Genomic DNA, 16,012 nt, shown 5'->3' with positions numbered 1-16,012 from the left:
CCGGTCCCGTCCGGGCACTCCTCGAGGAGGCCGGACCGGTCACCTGTCGCGTGAACTCACAGCAGGCGCAGCTCGCGCGCCAGCCGGACCGCCTCTTTGCGCCGGCCGGCGCCGAGCTTGCGGTAGATGTTCTTCACGTGCGTCTTCACCGTGTTGACCGAGATGTACAGCACAGCTGCGATCTCGACATGCGAGAGCGTGCCCTGCAGATACCGCAGCACGGTCCGTTCCCGGCTGGTCAACGGCTCCACCAGAGTGCCGGTGACGGAGGACCCGGCGCCCTGGTGCGACGGCAGGTGCGGCCCGGCCGCCTCCGCGACCAGCGGGTCGACCGTGGCCGTGAGGGCGGCGATCACCGGCGGGTACGCGGACATCGTGGGCGCCACCGACTCGATCAGGGCCCGTACCACGTGCCCGCCGGCGGCGAAGCAGCGCCGATGCCCTTCCTCGTCGGCCACCTTCAACGCCACCCCGAGACCGTGCATGACCTGATCCCGGTGCCCGGCTGCCTCCCCGGCCAGCGCGGTGACGAGACCGGCGCAGGCCCGACAGGTCAGTGACGTGCCGGCCTCGGCGCGGGTCAGGTACGGCGCGACGACGGTGCTCGCCGCGGCCGGCCGGCCCTCGGCGAGCAGGACGCCTCCTTCGACGACCGCTGCCTGGGCCGGCAACGGCTCCGCGTCGTCCGGCCAGGACGCCAGGCGCTCGTGGGCGGCAGCCGGGTCGCCGCACGCGAGTCGCAGTTCGGCCTCCGCCAGGGCCAGGGCGCGCTGGGCCGGCGCCGGCAGGTCCGCGGTGCCGGATTCGTGGTGCGCGGCCCGCAGCGCGTCGTGCGCCTCGGTCAGCCGGCCGGTGGCCACCCGGATGCGGGTCTGCAGGATCGTTGCGGTGAGCTGGATCAGCCGGTGGCCGCAGGAGCTGTCCAGGGCCGCGTCGGCGCAGCACCAGGCGTCGTCGAGCCGGTCCCACTGGAAGTACGCCTCGGCCAGCGCCAACCTGCTCCAGCTCAGGTCGGTCAGCTGCCCGAGTCCCCGCCGGGAGCCCAGCTCGAGCGCCTCCCCGGCGGTCCGGACCGCGTCGTGCAGATGACCGAGCGCCGCATACCGGGCCGCCAGATGACTGGTGGCGCTGATCTCGACATGATCGAGGTCGCGCTGCCGGGCAAGGGTCTGCGCCTCGCCGAGATACCAGCCCGCCTCGGTCGATTGCCCGAGGTGCAGCTTCGCCACACCCAGCGACAGCAGGGCGAGCGGCCGCAGCATGCCCGCCGCGGAGGATTCCGGAGCCGGTTCGGCCAGGATCTCGGCCGCCGTCGAGCACACGCGGTGCAGATGACCGTCGAGTCTCGCGGTGGCCAGCCGGAAGGCCGTCATGATGGACGCCGCGGGTTCGCCCTCGTCCGGGGCCGCCTCGGCCAGGTGCAGCAGATGGCGGGCGGAGGCGGTGTCGCCGGCGTCGAGCCGTTCCGCCGCCATCGCCAGGACCACGTGCGCCGGCGGGTCGGGACCGGGCATGGAGGTGACGATGGGCGCCACGTCGAGCCGACGGCTGCCGATCGTGATGTCCGGCCAATGGCGGTGCAGCACGTCGGCCGCCCGCTCCCATTCGCGGGCCGCGAGCAGGTGCCGCAGCGCCTCGACCGGCGGTCCCTGAACGCGATGCCAGTCGGCCACCCGGCGATGGGCACGGCCGACCCGGTCGCGATCGTGCCGGGTGAATTCCCGGTACAACACCCGGCTGAGCATCGGATGCAGCCGATACCAGTCGCCGGGGGCGGGGCACCGGCGGATGAACACGCCCTGCCGCTGCAGGTCGGCCAGGACGGCGGCGCCGTCGACGCGGCCGGTGAGCGTATTGAGCAGGTCTGCGGTCAGGCGCTCGGCGACCGACGCCTCCACCAGCATGCGGCGCACCTGGGGATCGAGCCGGGCCAGCACCTCGGCGCCGAGATAGTCGGCGACGAGGTCGATCACCCCGGCGTCCAGCGGCGCCTGGACCGGCTCGGCCTGGTGCGCCAGGGCGGTGGCGGCGAGCCGGAGCCCGGTGACCCAGCCCTCCATCTGGGCGCGCAGGTCTGCGATGGCCAGACGGGGCAGCGCCACCTGCTGGCCCGCGAACAGGTCGGCTGCTTCGTCGACGGAGAGGGCGAGTTCGTCCTCGCCCAGCATGACGAGCTGCCGGTCCGTCCGCCACCGGTGCAGGGGGAGCGCCGGAGTCCCGCGGCAGGCCAGCACCAGCCGCACCGGCCCGTCGCTGGTCCGTACCACCTGCGCCAGATCTGCCAGCGCGTCCGGGTTGGCGACGTCGTTGCAGTCGTCGACCACGATCGCCAGCGGTGACGACATGTACCCGAGCATTCCGGCGAGCCGGGCCGGGCCGTCCGCCGGATCGGCGGTGGCGGCCGCCTCGGACGCGATCGGTGTACTGGTGGCGACCGCGGTCGTCAGCCGGTGCCAGAACCCGGCCCTGCTGCCACCGGCGACCCAGACGGCACGGCCTCGCTGGTGGTGTGTCCACGACGCCAGCAGGGTCGTTTTTCCCCAGCCGGCCGGCGCGGACACGACGGTGAGGCGGGCGTGCCAGGCGTCGAGACGAGACAGCAGGTGCGGCCGCGCGACATGGGACAGCTGCCGGCCGAGTGCGGGCACACCGACCGGGCCCGGGTCGGGCGCCGGTGAATTCGGCAGCGGGCTTGAGCGCCACTCGTCGGTCGGTACTTCCTCGATGATCGTCATCCGAGCGACCCTCACCCACGTCGCGGCGGTACGTCCTGTCCCGATCCCACCAACTCGGCGGGGGATTGTCGATTGGCAGGACTACCGAAAGCCCTTCGGCGCCGGCGACGCCGGGCTCACTCGTCTCCACCTCAGCTCGTCGACCAACCGCTGTCGGATGCCCTCATCGGCGAGGGTGGGTGGCAGATCTGCCAATTGACGCCCCCCGGGGGGTGCTGGTGCTGTGGAGGTAGGGGGAACTGACCCTGCGCCCGGTATGTATCCCGGTGACGCAGCCCCGCGGATACCTCAACCCCACTCGCGATGTTGGAGATGTTGGAGGAGGGCGTCATGCCCAAGGCGGTCGGGATCGATCTCGGCACCACGAACTCGGTGATTGCGACGGTGGAAGGCGGGCAGCCGACAGTCATCCCCAATGCCGAGGGTTCACGGACCACCCCGTCGGTGGTGGCCTTCACCGAGCAGGGTGAGCGACTGGTCGGTCAGCTGGCCCGCCGGCAGGCGATCCTGAACCCCAAAGGCACCATCCATTCGGCGAAACGTTTCATCGGACGCCGCTTCGACGAAGTGTCCAGCGAACTGAACACGGTGACCTTCGACGTGGTCCCCGGCCCCGACGGCGCGGTCCGGTTCAAGGTCCGCGACAAGCTCTACGCGCCCGAGGAGATCTCCGCCCTCGTGCTGCGCAAGCTGGTCGAGGACGCGTCGAAGTTCCTGGGTGAGCGTGTCACCGAGGCCGTCATCACGGTGCCGGCCTACTTCAACGACGCGCAACGCCAGGCGACGAAGGATGCCGGCCGCATCGCCGGGATCGAGGTACTGCGGATCATCAACGAGCCGACCGCGGCGGCGCTGGCGTACGGCCTCGACAAGAAGCAACACGAAACCGTCCTGGTCTTCGACCTCGGTGGCGGCACGTTCGACGTCAGCATCCTGGACGTCGGTGACGGCGTGGTCGAGGTCCGCTCCACCGCTGGCGACACCCATCTGGGCGGCGACGACTTCGACCGTCGGCTCGTCGATCACATGGCCGACGAGTTCCAGAAGACGGACGGCATCGACCTGCGCCGCGACCCGCAGGCTCTGCAGCGGCTCTTCGAGGCTGCCGAGCACGCCAAGGTGGAGCTGTCGTCGGTCACCCAGACGACGGTCAACCTGCCGTTCATCACGGCCGACGCCAACGGCCCCAAGCACCTCAACCTGACGATCACCCGCGCGAAGTTCGAGGACCTCACCAACGATCTCATCGAGCGGTGTCTCGAGCCGGTGGAGCGCGCCATGTCCGACGCGAAGGTGACCGCGAACGACATCGACGAGGTGATCCTCGTCGGCGGCTCGACCCGGATCCCGGCCGTGCAGAAGCTGGTCCGCCGGCTCACCGGCGGCAAGGACCCGAACATGACGGTCAACCCCGATGAGGTCGTCGCGCTCGGCGCCGCTCTGCAGGCCGCGATCATCAAGGGTGAGGTCAAGGACGTCCTGCTGCTCGACGTCACCCCGTTGTCGCTGGGTATCGAGACCATGGGCGGCGTGATGACGAAGGTCATCGGCCGCAACACCACCATTCCGGCCCGGCGTACCGAGACTTTCAGCACCGCAGCCGACAACCAGCCCGCCGTGGACGTGGTGGTACTGCAGGGCGAGCGGGAGAAGGCGGACGACAACCGGGTCCTCGGTAAGTTCCGGCTCGAGAACATCCGGCCCGCGCCACGTGGCGAGCCACAGATCGAGGTCACCTACGACATCGACGCCAACGGCATCCTCAATGTGTCCGCCAAGGACAAGGACACCAACGCCGAGCAGCGCATCACGATCAGCCAGAGCTCCAACCTGGACAAGGGCGAGATCGACCGGATGGTCCAGGACGCCGAACGCCATCGTGGTGAGGACGCCCGGATGCGCGAGACGATCGACGCCCGCAACGAGCTCGACTCGGCGGCATACCAGGTGGAGCGGCGGCTGAACGAACTGGGCGACGCGGTCCCCGTGCACGAGAAGGGCCGCGCCGAGATGCTCGTCAACGAGGCACGCCAGGCGATCAAGGAGGACGCGCCGCTCGACCGGCTCCGCTCACTCACCTCGGAACTGCAACAGGTCTACCACGGCCTCGGCGCCGGTGCCGGTGGCCCGGCGGCCGATGGCGCGCACGAAGACTCATCCTCACGGGGCGACTCGTCGGGAAGGCAGGACGACGACGTGATCGACGCCGAATTCACGGCCGGATGACCGACGATGACCGATCAGGAACGGGAGCCGGCCGCGACCGGGGCGGCCGCACCCTCCGGCCCGCCGGAACCGGCCGCCGACGGTACGGCCCCGCAGGGCCGTGACGAGACCGCCGAGCTGCGCGCCCAGTTGGCCCAGTCGGACGAACGCTACCGGCGGGCGGTGGCCGACTACGACAACCTGCGTAAGCGGATGGCGCGCGACGTCCACCAGGAGCGCGAGGACGAGCGGACCCGGGTGGCGGCGCGATGGCTGCCCGTCCTCGACAATCTGGAGCTTGCCCTGCAGCACGCCACCGCCGAACCGGCCTCGATCATCTCGGGATTGGAAGCCGTCCGCGAACAGGCACTGGCCGTCCTCGCCGACCTCGGTTATCCGCTACGCGCCGACCTGAACGAGCCGTTCGACCCGAGCCGGCACGAGGCGGTGGCCGCGTTGCCGGCCACCGACGCCGCGCCGGGCACGATCCTGCAGGTCGTCCGACCCGGTTACGGCACTGACGAACGCCCGCTGCGGCCCGCCGCGGTGGTCGTGGCGAAGGGAGCCTGAATGGCCCCGTCCCGCGACTTCTACGAGACGCTGGGCGTATCCAGAGACGTCAGCGCCGACGACATGCAGCGGGCGTATCGCAAACTGGCCCGGACCTATCACCCCGACGTCAACAAGGATCCGGCCGCGGAGGAGCGGTTCAAGGACATCTCCGAGGCGTACGACGTGCTCTCCGATCCGGAACAGCGGCGCCGTTACGACGCCTTCGGCCCGGACTTCCGCCAGGTGCCGCCGGACATGGATCGGCAGACTTGGGCACGCGCGCGGGCGGGCGCGGCGGCTGGCGGCGGTGGACACGCGCGTCGCGGCGGCGGTCCTGCGGAGCACGTGTACACCCGGTCCGGTGGCTTCCAGGACATCGACCTGGAGGCCATGTTCGGCGGCATGTTCGGCGGCCGCGGCGGCGGTCGCTCCGGTCCTATTCCAGGCGCGGACCAGGAGGCCGAGATCGAACTGCCGGTCGAGGAGGCGTACGCCGGCGGCCACCGGACCGTCACGCTGTCCGGCCCGGACGGCAGCCGCACGCTCGACGTGCGGATCCCGCCCGGGGTCACCGACGGCCAGCGGATCCGGCTGAGCGGCCAGGGCGGCCGCGGCGGCGACGGCGCGACAAACGGCGACCTCTACCTCGTGGTGCGGCTGGCGCCGCACCCGCGGTACCGGGTCGACGGACGGGACATCACCGTCACCCTGCCGCTGGCACCGTGGGAGGCCGCACTCGGCGCGTCCGTCGCGGTCGACACCCCCGGCGGCGAGGGAAAGGTCTGGGTTCCCCCGGGTACGTCCAGCGGCCGGCGGCTGCGGCTCAAGGGACAGGGCTTGCCCAATCCGCGCGGCCGGCCGGGCGACCTGTACGCCGAGGCCCGCATCATGGTCCCGCCCAAACTGTCCGACGAGGAGCGGCAGATGTTCGAGCAACTCGCCGCCGTCTCCACCTTCGACCCGCGGAGGCAGCCATGACCTACCCCCTCACCCGGACACCGGGGCACACGCTGGGCTGTCAGAGCTTGACCGCGTTCTGTCACACCGGCGGTGTGCACCCCGAGATGGTCCAACGGCTCGTCGCGCTGGGCATTCTCGAGCCCGAGCGTGACGACGCCGGAAACCTGTGGTTCGGCCGCGACCAGGTGCTCGCTCTTGCCCGCGTTCGGCGCCTGCGCGCCGGCCTGGGCGTCAACTATGCCGCCCTCGGTCTCGTGATCGACCTCCTCGACCGCGTGGCCGCCCTCGAGCGTGAACTTCGTGTCACGACCTCTCGACGCACCGGAGGCAGATCGTGGACCTGAACCGCCTGACCCAGAAATCGCAGGAGGCCCTGCACGACGCCCAGACCAAGGCGCTGCAGTTCGGCCACATCGAGATCGACGGCGAGCACCTGCTGCTCGCCCTGATCGAGCAGCCCGAGGGGCTGGTGCCCAGGCTGCTCTCGGCGGCCGGCGTCGACCCGGACAAACTACGGGAGCAGCTGGAGACCGAACTGGAGCGGCGTCCCCGGGTCAGTGGGCCTGGCGCCGCACCCGGCCAGATCTTCGTCACCCAGCGCCTGTCCCGGCTGTTCGACGCCGCCGAACGCGAGGCGAAACGGCTCAAGGACGAGTACGTCTCCGTCGAGCACCTGGTGATCGCCATGCTGGAGGAGGGACGAAGCTCCACCGCCGGCCGGTTGCTCAGCGAGGTGGGGCTCACCCGTGACGGCTTCCTCCAGGAGCTGACGAAGATCCGGGGCAACCAGCGGGTGACCTCGGCGATGCCGGAGGTCGCCTACGAGGCGCTGGCCAAGTACGGCCGCGACCTGGTCGCCGACGCTGCCGCCGGCGCCATGGACCCGGTCATCGGGCGCGACGGCGAGATCCGCCGGGTGGTCCAGATCCTGTCCCGCAAGTCGAAGAACAACCCGGTGCTCATCGGTGAACCGGGCGTCGGAAAGACCGCCATCGTGGAGGGCCTGGCCCAGCGGATCACCAACGGTGACGTGCCGGAGGGACTGCGGGACAAGGTGGTGTTCGCGCTGGACATGAGTTCCCTGGTGGCCGGCGCGAAGTACCGCGGCGAGTTCGAGGAACGGCTCAAGGCCGTGCTGTCCGAGGTGAAGGCCGCCGAGGGACGCATCCTGTTGTTCATCGACGAGCTGCACACGATCGTCGGCGCCGGGGGCGGCCCCGAGGGCGCGATGGACGCCGGCAACATGCTCAAACCGATGCTCGCGCGCGGCGAACTGCACATGATCGGCGCGACGACGCTTGACGAGTACCGCAAGCACATCGAGAAGGACGCTGCGCTGGAGCGCCGCTTCCAACCGGTGATGGTCGAGGAGCCGTCCGAGGAGGACGCCATCTCGATCCTGCGCGGACTGCGGGAGCGGCTGGAAGTCTTCCACGGGGTGAAGATCCAGGACGCGGCGCTGGTCGCCGCGGTGGTCCTCAGCCGCCGGTACATCTCCGACCGGTTCCTTCCGGACAAGGCGATCGACCTGGTCGACGAGGCGTGCGCGATGCTGCGTACCGAGATCGACTCGATGCCGGCCGAACTCGACGAGCTCACCCGGCGCCTCACCCGCCTGGAGATCGAGGAAGCGGCGTTGTCGAAGGAGGAGGATCCCGCCAGCCTGGCCCGGCTCGACCAGCTCCGCAAGGAACTCGCCGACCTGCGCGCCGAAGTGGACGCCCTGCGCGCCCAATGGGACGCCGAACGGCAGGCCCTGAGGAAGGTCCAGGATCTGCGCCGGGAGATCGAACAGATCCGGCACGAGGCGGAACAGGCGGAACGCAACTACGACCTCAACCGGGCCGCCGAGTTGCGGCACGGCAAGCTACCGGAGCTGGAACGCCGGCTGCAGGCCGAGGAACAGCGGCTGGCCGCGAAGCAGAGCGACAAGCGGCTGCTCCGCGAGGTGGTCACCGACGCCGAGATCGCCGGCATCGTCTCCCGGTGGACGGGCATCCCGGTCAGCCGGCTGACCGAGGGCGAACGCCAGAAGCTGCTGCTGATGGACCAGATCCTGCACGAGCGGGTGATCGGGCAGGACGAGGCCGTGCAGCTGGTCACCGACGCGATCATTCGCGCCCGGTCCGGCATCAAGAACCCACGCCGGCCGATCGGGTCGTTCATCTTCCTGGGACCGACCGGAGTCGGCAAGACCGAGCTGGCGCGCACGCTGGCCGCGGTGCTGTTCGACACCGAGGACAACATGGTCCGGATCGACATGAGTGAATACCAGGAGCGGCACACCGTGAGCCGGCTCGTCGGGGCGCCGCCCGGATATGTCGGATACGAAGAGGGCGGCCAGCTCACCGAGGCGGTCCGGCGCAGGCCGTACTCCGTGGTGCTCTTCGACGAGATCGAGAAGGCGCACGCGGACGTGTTCAACACGCTGCTGCAGGTTCTGGACGACGGGCGGCTCACCGATGCGCAAGGCCGTACCGTCGACTTCCGCAACACTGTGATCATCATGACCTCGAACATCGGCTCCCAGTACCTGATCGAGGGCATCTCCGACGCCGGGGAGATCAAGCCCGAGGGCCGCGAACTGGTCATGGGCGAGCTACGGGGGCACTTCCGGCCCGAGTTCCTCAACCGCATCGACGACATCGTGCTGTTCAAGCCGCTCACCCAGCCCGACGTCGAGCGCATCGTCGACCTGATGTTCAACGAGCTGCGCGAGCGGCTGGCCGAGCGGCGGATGACACTGGAGATCACCGACGAGGCACAGCGGTTCATCGCCCGCCAGGGCTTCGACCCGGTGTACGGCGCCCGGCCGCTGCGCCGGTTCATCGCCCGCGAGGTGGAGACCCGCATCGGCCGGGCGCTGCTCGCCGGGGACGCCCGGGACGGCGCGGTGATCCGGGTGGACGTGATCGACGGCGAGCTGAACGTCACCTACGAGAACCCACCGGAGGGATGACGTGGACAGCAAGGTGATCGGCAGCAAGGTGATCGAGTGCCCGAACTGCGCGCGCAAGAACCGGGTCCTCGCGGCAGCCGAGGGCGTCCCGCACTGCGGCAACTGTCACAAGCCGCTGCCCTGGATAGCCGACGCCGGCGACGACGACTTCGACGACGTGGCCGAGCGGGCGAACATCATGGTCCTGGTGGACATGTGGGCGACCTGGTGCGGCCCGTGCCGGCAGGTCAGCCCCGCGCTGGAACAGGTGGCCCGTGACCTGGCCGGCAAGGTCAAACTCGTCAAGGTCGACGTGGACAAGGCGCCGAAGGTGTCCGAGCGGTTCACCATCCAGGCCGTACCCACGCTGATCCTGATGCGCGACGGCAAGGTGCTGGCCCGCCGGGCCGGTGCCGCACCCGCTTCGGCCCTGCGCAGCTGGGTGGACGAGATCCTGCGGAGCGCATCGTGAACCCGAACGAGGAGCGGCTCGCCGAGACACCCGATCTGGCCGGTGCCTATCCCCGCCTGTCCGACGAGCAGATCGGACTGTTGAGCGGGCGCGGCGAGAAGCGGCCGGTCCAGCGCGGCGACGTGCTCGTGGCCGAGGGCCAGCGGGATCGCGACTTCCTCGTCGTGCTGTCCGGCACGGTCGCGGTGATCGAGGGGTACGGCACCCCGAAAGCCCGGACGATCCGGGTACACGGGCCCCGCCGGTTTCTCGACGAACTGGGCCTGCTCACCGGCCAGCCGTCCTTCGTCTCGATGGTCGCGCAGGAACCCGGCGAGGTTCTCGCGGTGCCCCTGCACGCGCTGCACGAACTGGTCCGCGAGGAGCCCGACCTCGGGAACCTGATCCTGCGCAGTTTCCTTGCCCGTCGGGAACTGCTGATCGGCGGCATCACCGGCATCAAGATCGTCGGTTCTCGGTTCAGCCCGGACACCCGCCGCCTGCGTGAACTCGCCGCCCGTAACCGGGTGCCGCACACCTGGATCGACCTGGAGGAGGATCCGGGCGCCGAGGAGCTGTTGCGCCGGCTGTCCATCGATGCGAAGGACACCCCGGTGGTGATCTGGCGGGACAAAGTGCTGCGCAACCCCTCGAACGCGGAACTGGCCCGGGTCGCCGGTCTGCGGAGCTCGGGCCAGGACGAGGCCGTGTGCGACGTCGTCGTGGTCGGCGCGGGGCCGGCCGGCCTGGCCGCCGCCGTGTACGGCGCTTCCGAAGGACTCGCGACGGTCGTCCTCGACGCGGTGGCCACCGGCGGGCAGGCCGGTACCTCCTCCCGGATCGAAAACTACCTGGGTTTCCCGGCCGGCATCTCCGGCGCCGAACTGGCCGACCGCGCCGTGGTGCAGGCGAAGAAGTTCGGCGCCGACCTCAACGTACCGGTCGAGGCGGTACGGCTCGGATGGCACGACAGCGACCAGATCGTGTACCTCGACGACGGGCGTGAGTTGCGGACCCGGACGGTGGTCATCGCCACCGGCGCGCGGTACCGGAAACTCGACGTGCCGCGCCTCGCGGAGTTCGAGGGCACCAGCGTGTACTACGCCGCCACTTTCATGGAGGCGGTCTTCTGCGAGCGGCAACCGGTGTCGGTCGTCGGCGGCGGCAACTCGGCCGGCCAGGCCACGGTCTTCCTCGCCCGGCACGCCGCGAAGGTACAGCTGATCATCCTGCACGACGATCTGAACCGCGACATGTCCCGGTACCTGGTGGACCAGATCGAGCGACTGCCCAACGTCGAAGTACTGCGCCACACGGAGATCACCGAGTTGAACGGCGACGACGGCCGGCTGCATGCGCTCGGCGTGCGCGACACCAGGACCGGCGCACGGCGGGAGATCCCGACGACGGTGTTGTTCGTCTTCATCGGGGCGCAGCCGTGCACCGGCTGGCTGGCGTCCGGTGTCGCCCTGGACGAGCGTGGCTACGTGCTGACCGGAGCGCAGGTGCGCACCGACGCGCCGCAGCCGGCGATGCTCGAGACCAGCCGCCCCGGCGTCCTCGCGGTGGGCGACGTCCGCAGCGGGTCGATCAAACGGGTCGCGTCCGCGGTCGGCGAGGGGTCCATGGCCGTTCGCCTGATCCATGACCACCTTGCCAAGTTCGGACATGCTGCCGATCGGCAGCGGTCCTCTACGTGACGTCCAGGAGGAAACCGTCATGTTCGAGACACTCAGCCGTCACTGGTGGGCGGTGGCCTTGCGTGGCGTCGCCGCGATCCTGTTCGGTGTGCTCGCCCTCGTCTGGCCCGCGATCACCATCTTCGCACTGGTCATCGCCTTCGGCGCCTACGCGCTGGTGGACGGGGCGTTCACTCTGGTCGCAGCGTTGGGCAACAGGGACGACAGGCGCGCACGTGGCAGCCGCGCCTGGCTTGTGGCCCGCGGTATCGCCGGCATCCTGGCCGGCATCCTCGCGGTCGTCTGGCCCGGTATCACCGCGCTCGCCCTGCTCTGGGTGATCGCCCTTTGGGCCATGGTGGCCGGCGGGTTGGACATCGTCGCGGCAATCCAACTCCGCAAGGAGATGCGGCACGAGTGGCTGCTCGCCCTGAGCGGCGCGTTGTCCGTGCTGTTCGGCGTTCTGCTGGTCGTCTGGCCGGCCGCCGGAGTCCTGACCCTGATCGTGCTGATCGGTATCGCGGCCATCGCCTTCGGTGTGACGCTGCTGCTGCTCGGCCTGCGTCTGCGCCGGGTACCCCGCCAGACTCCGGCAGCGGCCGGGCGCCGCCATCGACCTGCCACAGCCTGATCGCGTACGGCCGGAGCACGACGTGCGACCGGCCGACGCCGAACCCGCCATGGAGCCGCCGCAGCGTCCTGCGGACGACCGTGCGGTGGGTGCCCTGGAACTGTTCTTCGACCTGGTCTTCGTCTACTCGATGTCGCAGGTGACGCATCTCATCGAGGAACACCCCTCCTGGACCGGGTTCGGTCACGGTGTCCTGACACTGGTGGCGATCTGGTGGGCGTGGGTCTGCTACACCTGGCTGACCAACACCTCGGCGGAGTCGGGCAACCTGGCACGGACGCTGATCTTCCTCGCCATGTCCGCGATGCTGGTCGCGTCCAGTTCCCTGGTCGAGGCGTTCGGCGACGAGGCAATGATCTTCGCGCTGGCGCTCCTCACGGTGCGCCTGCTGCACGTCGTATTGCTGATCTACTCGGCGCGCAGGGACACGCGACGGCGACGCTCCTTCCTGCGACTGCTGCCGACCCTGCTCATCGGCCCGGGACTGGTCGTGCTGGCCGCGACCCAGGAATCGCCCCGGCGAGAGATGCTGTGGCTCGGTGCGGTGCTCGTGGACTTCGGTGGCCCGGCCCTGTTCGGCATGGGCGGCTTCAACGTGCGACCCGGCCACTTCGTCGAACGCCACGGCTTGATGATCATCATCGCGCTCGGCGAATCCATCTACCAGATGGGCCGGGCGGCCACCGGCGACCTGCGCCGGACCGACGTCCTGGTCGCCGTGGTCCTCGGCGTTCTCGTCTCGGCTGCGATGTGGTGGGCGTACTTCGGGCTGAAACACGGTGCGGCGGCACGGCTGCGCCGGGCTCCGCCACCCGAACGCGCCCGGCTCGCCCGGGACGCATACAGCTATCTGCACCTGCCGCTGGTCGCCGGCATCATCTGGTACAGCCTCGGCGTGGGCCAGGCGATCGCTCTCGCCGAGGAACCGTTGCAACCGCTGTCGGGGTTGTCGCTCTGCGGTGGCGCCGCGCTGTTCTACGCCGGCGAGGTGCTGTACCGATGGCGTGATCACCACGAGATCGCCACCGACCGCCTGGTCACCTCGGTCGTCCTGACCGCGCTCATCCCGATGGCGCCGGCCGTGCCCGCGCTGACCATCCTGGCGGCCGTCACCGCGGTCAGCGTGGCGTTCGTGGCGTGGGAAATATGGCGGCAGCCGGAGATCGGCGGCGCACGTCCGCAGCCGGACTGATCATCGGGTCGCGGTCGCCGAGCGCCCGCAGGAGAAGGGCACGAGTCGGGCTGAGGGACCCCGTGGCGTCCAGGCGGCGCTGGCCACCCGGGCGTGGCCGCTGCGCCGTGCCCACGACGGCGACCAGCGCCCCCCAGGTGGGTGCATCACCAGGGGAGGGGGCCGGAGCGGTCCATGAGCCGGCCGGTCGGGCCGTCCGGGGCGATCGTCGCCAGGGCCACGATGGCCTCGGCTCCCGTGGCGACGCTGTGGCCCAGGCCGCCGGTGAAGTCGGTGGCGGTCTGGCCCGGGTCGGCGGCGTTGACCCGGAAGTCCGGCAGCTCCCGGGCGTACTGGGTGGTGAGCATCGTGACGGCGGCCTTGGCCGCGGAGTAGAGCGGCAACGAGTACCGGGACTCGATCCGGTCCGGGTCCTGGGTCAGGCCGAACGAGCCCATGCCGCTGGACACGTTGACGATGACCGGGTGCGCCGACCTGCGCAGCAGCGGCAGGAAGGCGTGCGTGACCCGGACGACCCCGGTCACGTTGACCTGCAGCACCTCGGCCATGTCGGCGGCGGTGTAGTCGTCGACCGGACCGACCCGGCCGAGGATGCCGGCGTTGTTGATCAGGACGTCGAGGGATCCCTCGTGGGCGGCCACGTCCGCGGCGGCGGCCGCCACCGAGGCGTCGTCGGTCACGTCGATCGGGACGAAGCGTGCGCCGAGCGACGCGGCGGCGGCGTGCCCGAGCTCCGGATCGCGGGCGCCGAGCAGCACGGTGTGGCCGATCTCGACGAGCCGGTGGGCCGTCTCCAGGCCGAGTGACCTGTTGGCGCCGGTGATGAAAGTCGTGGTCATGCGGACTCCTCGAGTTCCGGGAAGCGGCGATGCGCGCCGTTCGCGGATCCCAGAATCCGCCGGTACGGCAGCGGGTGGGAGCCACGGCTCTTGGTGGTAACGGCGGTACTACCCAGCCGTCCCGGACATCGTCTGCACCCCGATCGCGGCCAGCAGGTCGAGTTTGCCGCGGGCGTCGGTGTCCGGGCGGGCCGTGTAGACCACCAGGCGCAGGTCGGTGTCCTGGGTCGTGAGCACGGCGGAGTCCAGCGCGATCAGGCCCACCTCGGGATGCTCGACGAGCTTGTGCGCCCTCTCGTGGCTGCCCACCGACGGCCGCTGCCACAGCTCGCGGAAGCGCGGGCTGTGCCGCAGCCGGGTGATCAACACCGCGACGTCCGGGTCGTCCGGGTAGCGGCCGGTGGTGGCGCGCAGGTCAGCGATCAGGGACTCGGCGAAGGCAGCCTGCTCGTCCGCGGTCTGCCGGACCCGGGGCAACTCGCCGAGGAACTCCCAGACCAGCACGTTGCGGTCGGTCAGCTCGCGCCGGGTGGGATCGCCGAACGTGGCGGCGAACAGCGGATTCCAGTGCAGCAGCTGCCAGGTGGCGTCGAAGAGCGCCAGCGGGTTGGCGGCCAGCTGGTCCGTGATCCGCAGCAGGCCGGCCGGGATCCGCCGCGGCACCCGGGACGGGCCGGCGGCATGGCCGGCCAGGCGGAGCAGGTGGGCGTACTCGTCGTCGGAGAGTCGCAACGCGCGGGACAGCGCGGCGCACACCTGCGCCGAAGGGGTGGACGCCGTGCCTTGTTCGAGCCGGACCACGTACTCGACCGAGATGCCGGCCAGCGCCGCCAACTCCGACCGGCGCAGGCCCGGTACCCGGCGCGGCGCGCCGTGCGGGAGCCCCACCACATCCGGCGTCACCCTGTTCCGCCAGCCGCGCAGAGCGGCACCGAACTCTTCCACGCTCAGGCGGCCACAGCGGCGGGGCCGGCCGGCCGGGCGCCGGTCACCGCCATCCGGCCCACCTCTGCGGCGGGCTCAAGCTCGGTCACGGCAGTCTCCCCCTATGTGGAGTTGTTGTACCATGCCGCGACCGCTACCGGCGCGGCCGCGATGCGCCTCCGCCGGTCAGGGTACCGGTGCTCACACCGAGGGCCCCAGCAGCGGGCGCCGCAGCCGCGGGCGTCCGCCGAGCAGGCCGGCGGCTGTGTCACGCGGCGCGGGCGTCACCCGCCCGCGGTGGTACGGGGCAGGCCGTTCAGGGTGAACCCGGCCGGCGCCGGGCCGGGGCTGCTCCAGGTGCCCTGGAACCCGATCTCGCGGCTGGCACCCGGGGCGAGCTCCGCGTTCCACCGCAGGTTGCGCGCGGTGGCCACTCGGTCGTCCTGTGTGTAAACCGCGTTCCACGCCGAGGTGATCCGCTGGTCGCCGGCCAGGGCGAACGCGAGCGTCCAGCCATTGAAGGGGGTCGTTCCGCTGTTAGTGACGGTCACCGCCGCCACGAAGCCTGTCAGGACCAGACACGCTGCTCGTTGTGTTGCTCCTTGCGGCGCAGCGCGTCGCCCAGGTCGATGCCGTAACGGTTGGCCACCGCACAGACGAAGATGAGAATGTCGGCGAGCTCCTCGTCGACCGTGCCGACGATCGACGTGGTGCCCACGGGCAGGTGCTGGGACTTGCGGACGGCTTTGAACAGTTCGCCCACCTCCTCGCCGAGGAGCAGGCACTGGTCGATGACGCCACGATCGGCGAATCCGCGTTCCTTCTCCATCTCGGCGACGTAGCGCTGAATGTCGGGCAGGGTCGCGGCACTGGGCAGCGGGAGCATGGGCCGACCTCGGGTTGGAC

14 protein-coding genes are annotated in these 16,012 nt (G+C 70.6%); 9 read left to right on the top strand and 5 right to left on the bottom strand.

The window, feature by feature from the left end; genetic code table 11:
• Window positions 1-56: 56 nt before the first annotated feature.
• Entirely contained in the window at window positions 57-2,735 is a 2,679-nt protein-coding gene (locus Asi03nite_RS01285; RefSeq protein WP_203676385.1) for a winged helix-turn-helix domain-containing protein, read from the bottom strand.
• Between the two features lie 330 nt (window positions 2,736-3,065).
• Here Asi03nite_RS01285 and dnaK point away from each other — a divergent pair, with 330 nt between their 5' ends.
• From dnaK to Asi03nite_RS01240, 9 genes are read left to right on the top strand one after another with little or no spacing between them, the layout of a single operon-like run.
• Entirely contained in the window at window positions 3,066-4,961 is a 1,896-nt protein-coding gene (gene dnaK / locus Asi03nite_RS01280) for a molecular chaperone DnaK (protein ID WP_203676384.1), read from the top strand.
• A 6-nt stretch (window positions 4,962-4,967) separates the two neighbouring features.
• Window positions 4,968-5,510, top strand: coding sequence for a nucleotide exchange factor GrpE (locus Asi03nite_RS01275; RefSeq protein WP_203676380.1), 543 nt, complete (start codon window positions 4,968-4,970; stop codon window positions 5,508-5,510).
• Window positions 5,511-6,470 carry a DnaJ C-terminal domain-containing protein gene (locus tag Asi03nite_RS01270; RefSeq protein WP_203676378.1) on the top strand — a complete coding sequence of 320 codons (960 nt, stop codon included), beginning with the start codon at window positions 5,511-5,513 and terminating at the stop codon, window positions 6,468-6,470.
• Window positions 6,467-6,796, top strand: coding sequence for a chaperone modulator CbpM (locus Asi03nite_RS01265; RefSeq protein ID WP_203676370.1), 330 nt, complete (start codon window positions 6,467-6,469; stop codon window positions 6,794-6,796). The genes Asi03nite_RS01270 and Asi03nite_RS01265 overlap by 4 nt, the downstream gene beginning before the upstream one ends.
• Entirely contained in the window at window positions 6,787-9,411 is a 2,625-nt protein-coding gene (gene clpB, locus Asi03nite_RS01260) for an ATP-dependent chaperone ClpB (protein WP_203676368.1), read from the top strand. The genes Asi03nite_RS01265 and clpB overlap by 10 nt, the downstream gene beginning before the upstream one ends.
• 1 nt (window position 9,412) lies before the next feature.
• Complete coding sequence (trxA, locus tag Asi03nite_RS01255; RefSeq protein ID WP_239102276.1) at window positions 9,413-9,862, top strand: thioredoxin; 450 nt, start codon at window positions 9,413-9,415, stop codon at window positions 9,860-9,862.
• Complete coding sequence (locus Asi03nite_RS01250) at window positions 9,859-11,541, top strand: FAD-dependent oxidoreductase (protein WP_203676366.1); 1,683 nt, start codon at window positions 9,859-9,861, stop codon at window positions 11,539-11,541. Before trxA ends, Asi03nite_RS01250 begins: the two co-directional genes overlap by 4 nt.
• A complete protein-coding gene (locus tag Asi03nite_RS01245; protein WP_203676364.1) occupies window positions 11,510-12,151 on the top strand; it encodes an HdeD family acid-resistance protein in 642 nt (213 codons plus the stop codon). The genes Asi03nite_RS01250 and Asi03nite_RS01245 overlap by 32 nt, the downstream gene beginning before the upstream one ends.
• Window positions 12,152-12,173: 22 nt before the next feature.
• A complete protein-coding gene (locus Asi03nite_RS01240) occupies window positions 12,174-13,343 on the top strand; it encodes a low temperature requirement protein A (protein WP_203676362.1) in 1,170 nt (389 codons plus the stop codon).
• Window positions 13,344-13,489: 146 nt separating this feature from the next.
• Here Asi03nite_RS01240 and Asi03nite_RS01235 read toward each other — a convergent pair whose 3' ends face one another.
• The 4 genes from Asi03nite_RS01235 to Asi03nite_RS01220 all read right to left on the bottom strand — a co-directional run bounded on the left by Asi03nite_RS01235 (window position 13,490) and on the right by Asi03nite_RS01220 (window position 15,992).
• Window positions 13,490-14,182 carry an SDR family NAD(P)-dependent oxidoreductase gene (locus Asi03nite_RS01235; RefSeq protein ID WP_203676361.1) on the bottom strand — a complete coding sequence of 231 codons (693 nt, stop codon included), beginning with the start codon at window positions 14,180-14,182 and terminating at the stop codon, window positions 13,490-13,492.
• A 108-nt stretch (window positions 14,183-14,290) separates the two neighbouring features.
• The gene (locus tag Asi03nite_RS01230) at window positions 14,291-15,127 is read right to left on the bottom strand and encodes a helix-turn-helix domain-containing protein (protein WP_239102274.1); all 837 of its coding nucleotides are present in this window, start codon (window positions 15,125-15,127) and stop codon (window positions 14,291-14,293) included.
• Window positions 15,128-15,390: 263 nt separating this feature from the next.
• On the bottom strand, window positions 15,391-15,666 hold the full coding sequence (locus tag Asi03nite_RS01225; protein ID WP_275409296.1) for a cellulose binding domain-containing protein: 276 nt from the start codon (window positions 15,664-15,666) through the stop codon (window positions 15,391-15,393).
• Window positions 15,667-15,674: 8 nt separating this feature from the next.
• Complete coding sequence (locus Asi03nite_RS01220) at window positions 15,675-15,992, bottom strand: MazG nucleotide pyrophosphohydrolase domain-containing protein (protein WP_203676353.1); 318 nt, start codon at window positions 15,990-15,992, stop codon at window positions 15,675-15,677.
• Between the last annotated feature and the right edge of the window lie 20 nt (window positions 15,993-16,012).

This window comes from Actinoplanes siamensis (assembly GCF_016862395.1).
GTDB lineage: Bacteria > Actinomycetota > Actinomycetes > Mycobacteriales > Micromonosporaceae > Actinoplanes > Actinoplanes siamensis.
Note: the sequence above shows the minus strand (reverse complement) of the source record. Positions and strands in the feature narration are given on the sequence as shown.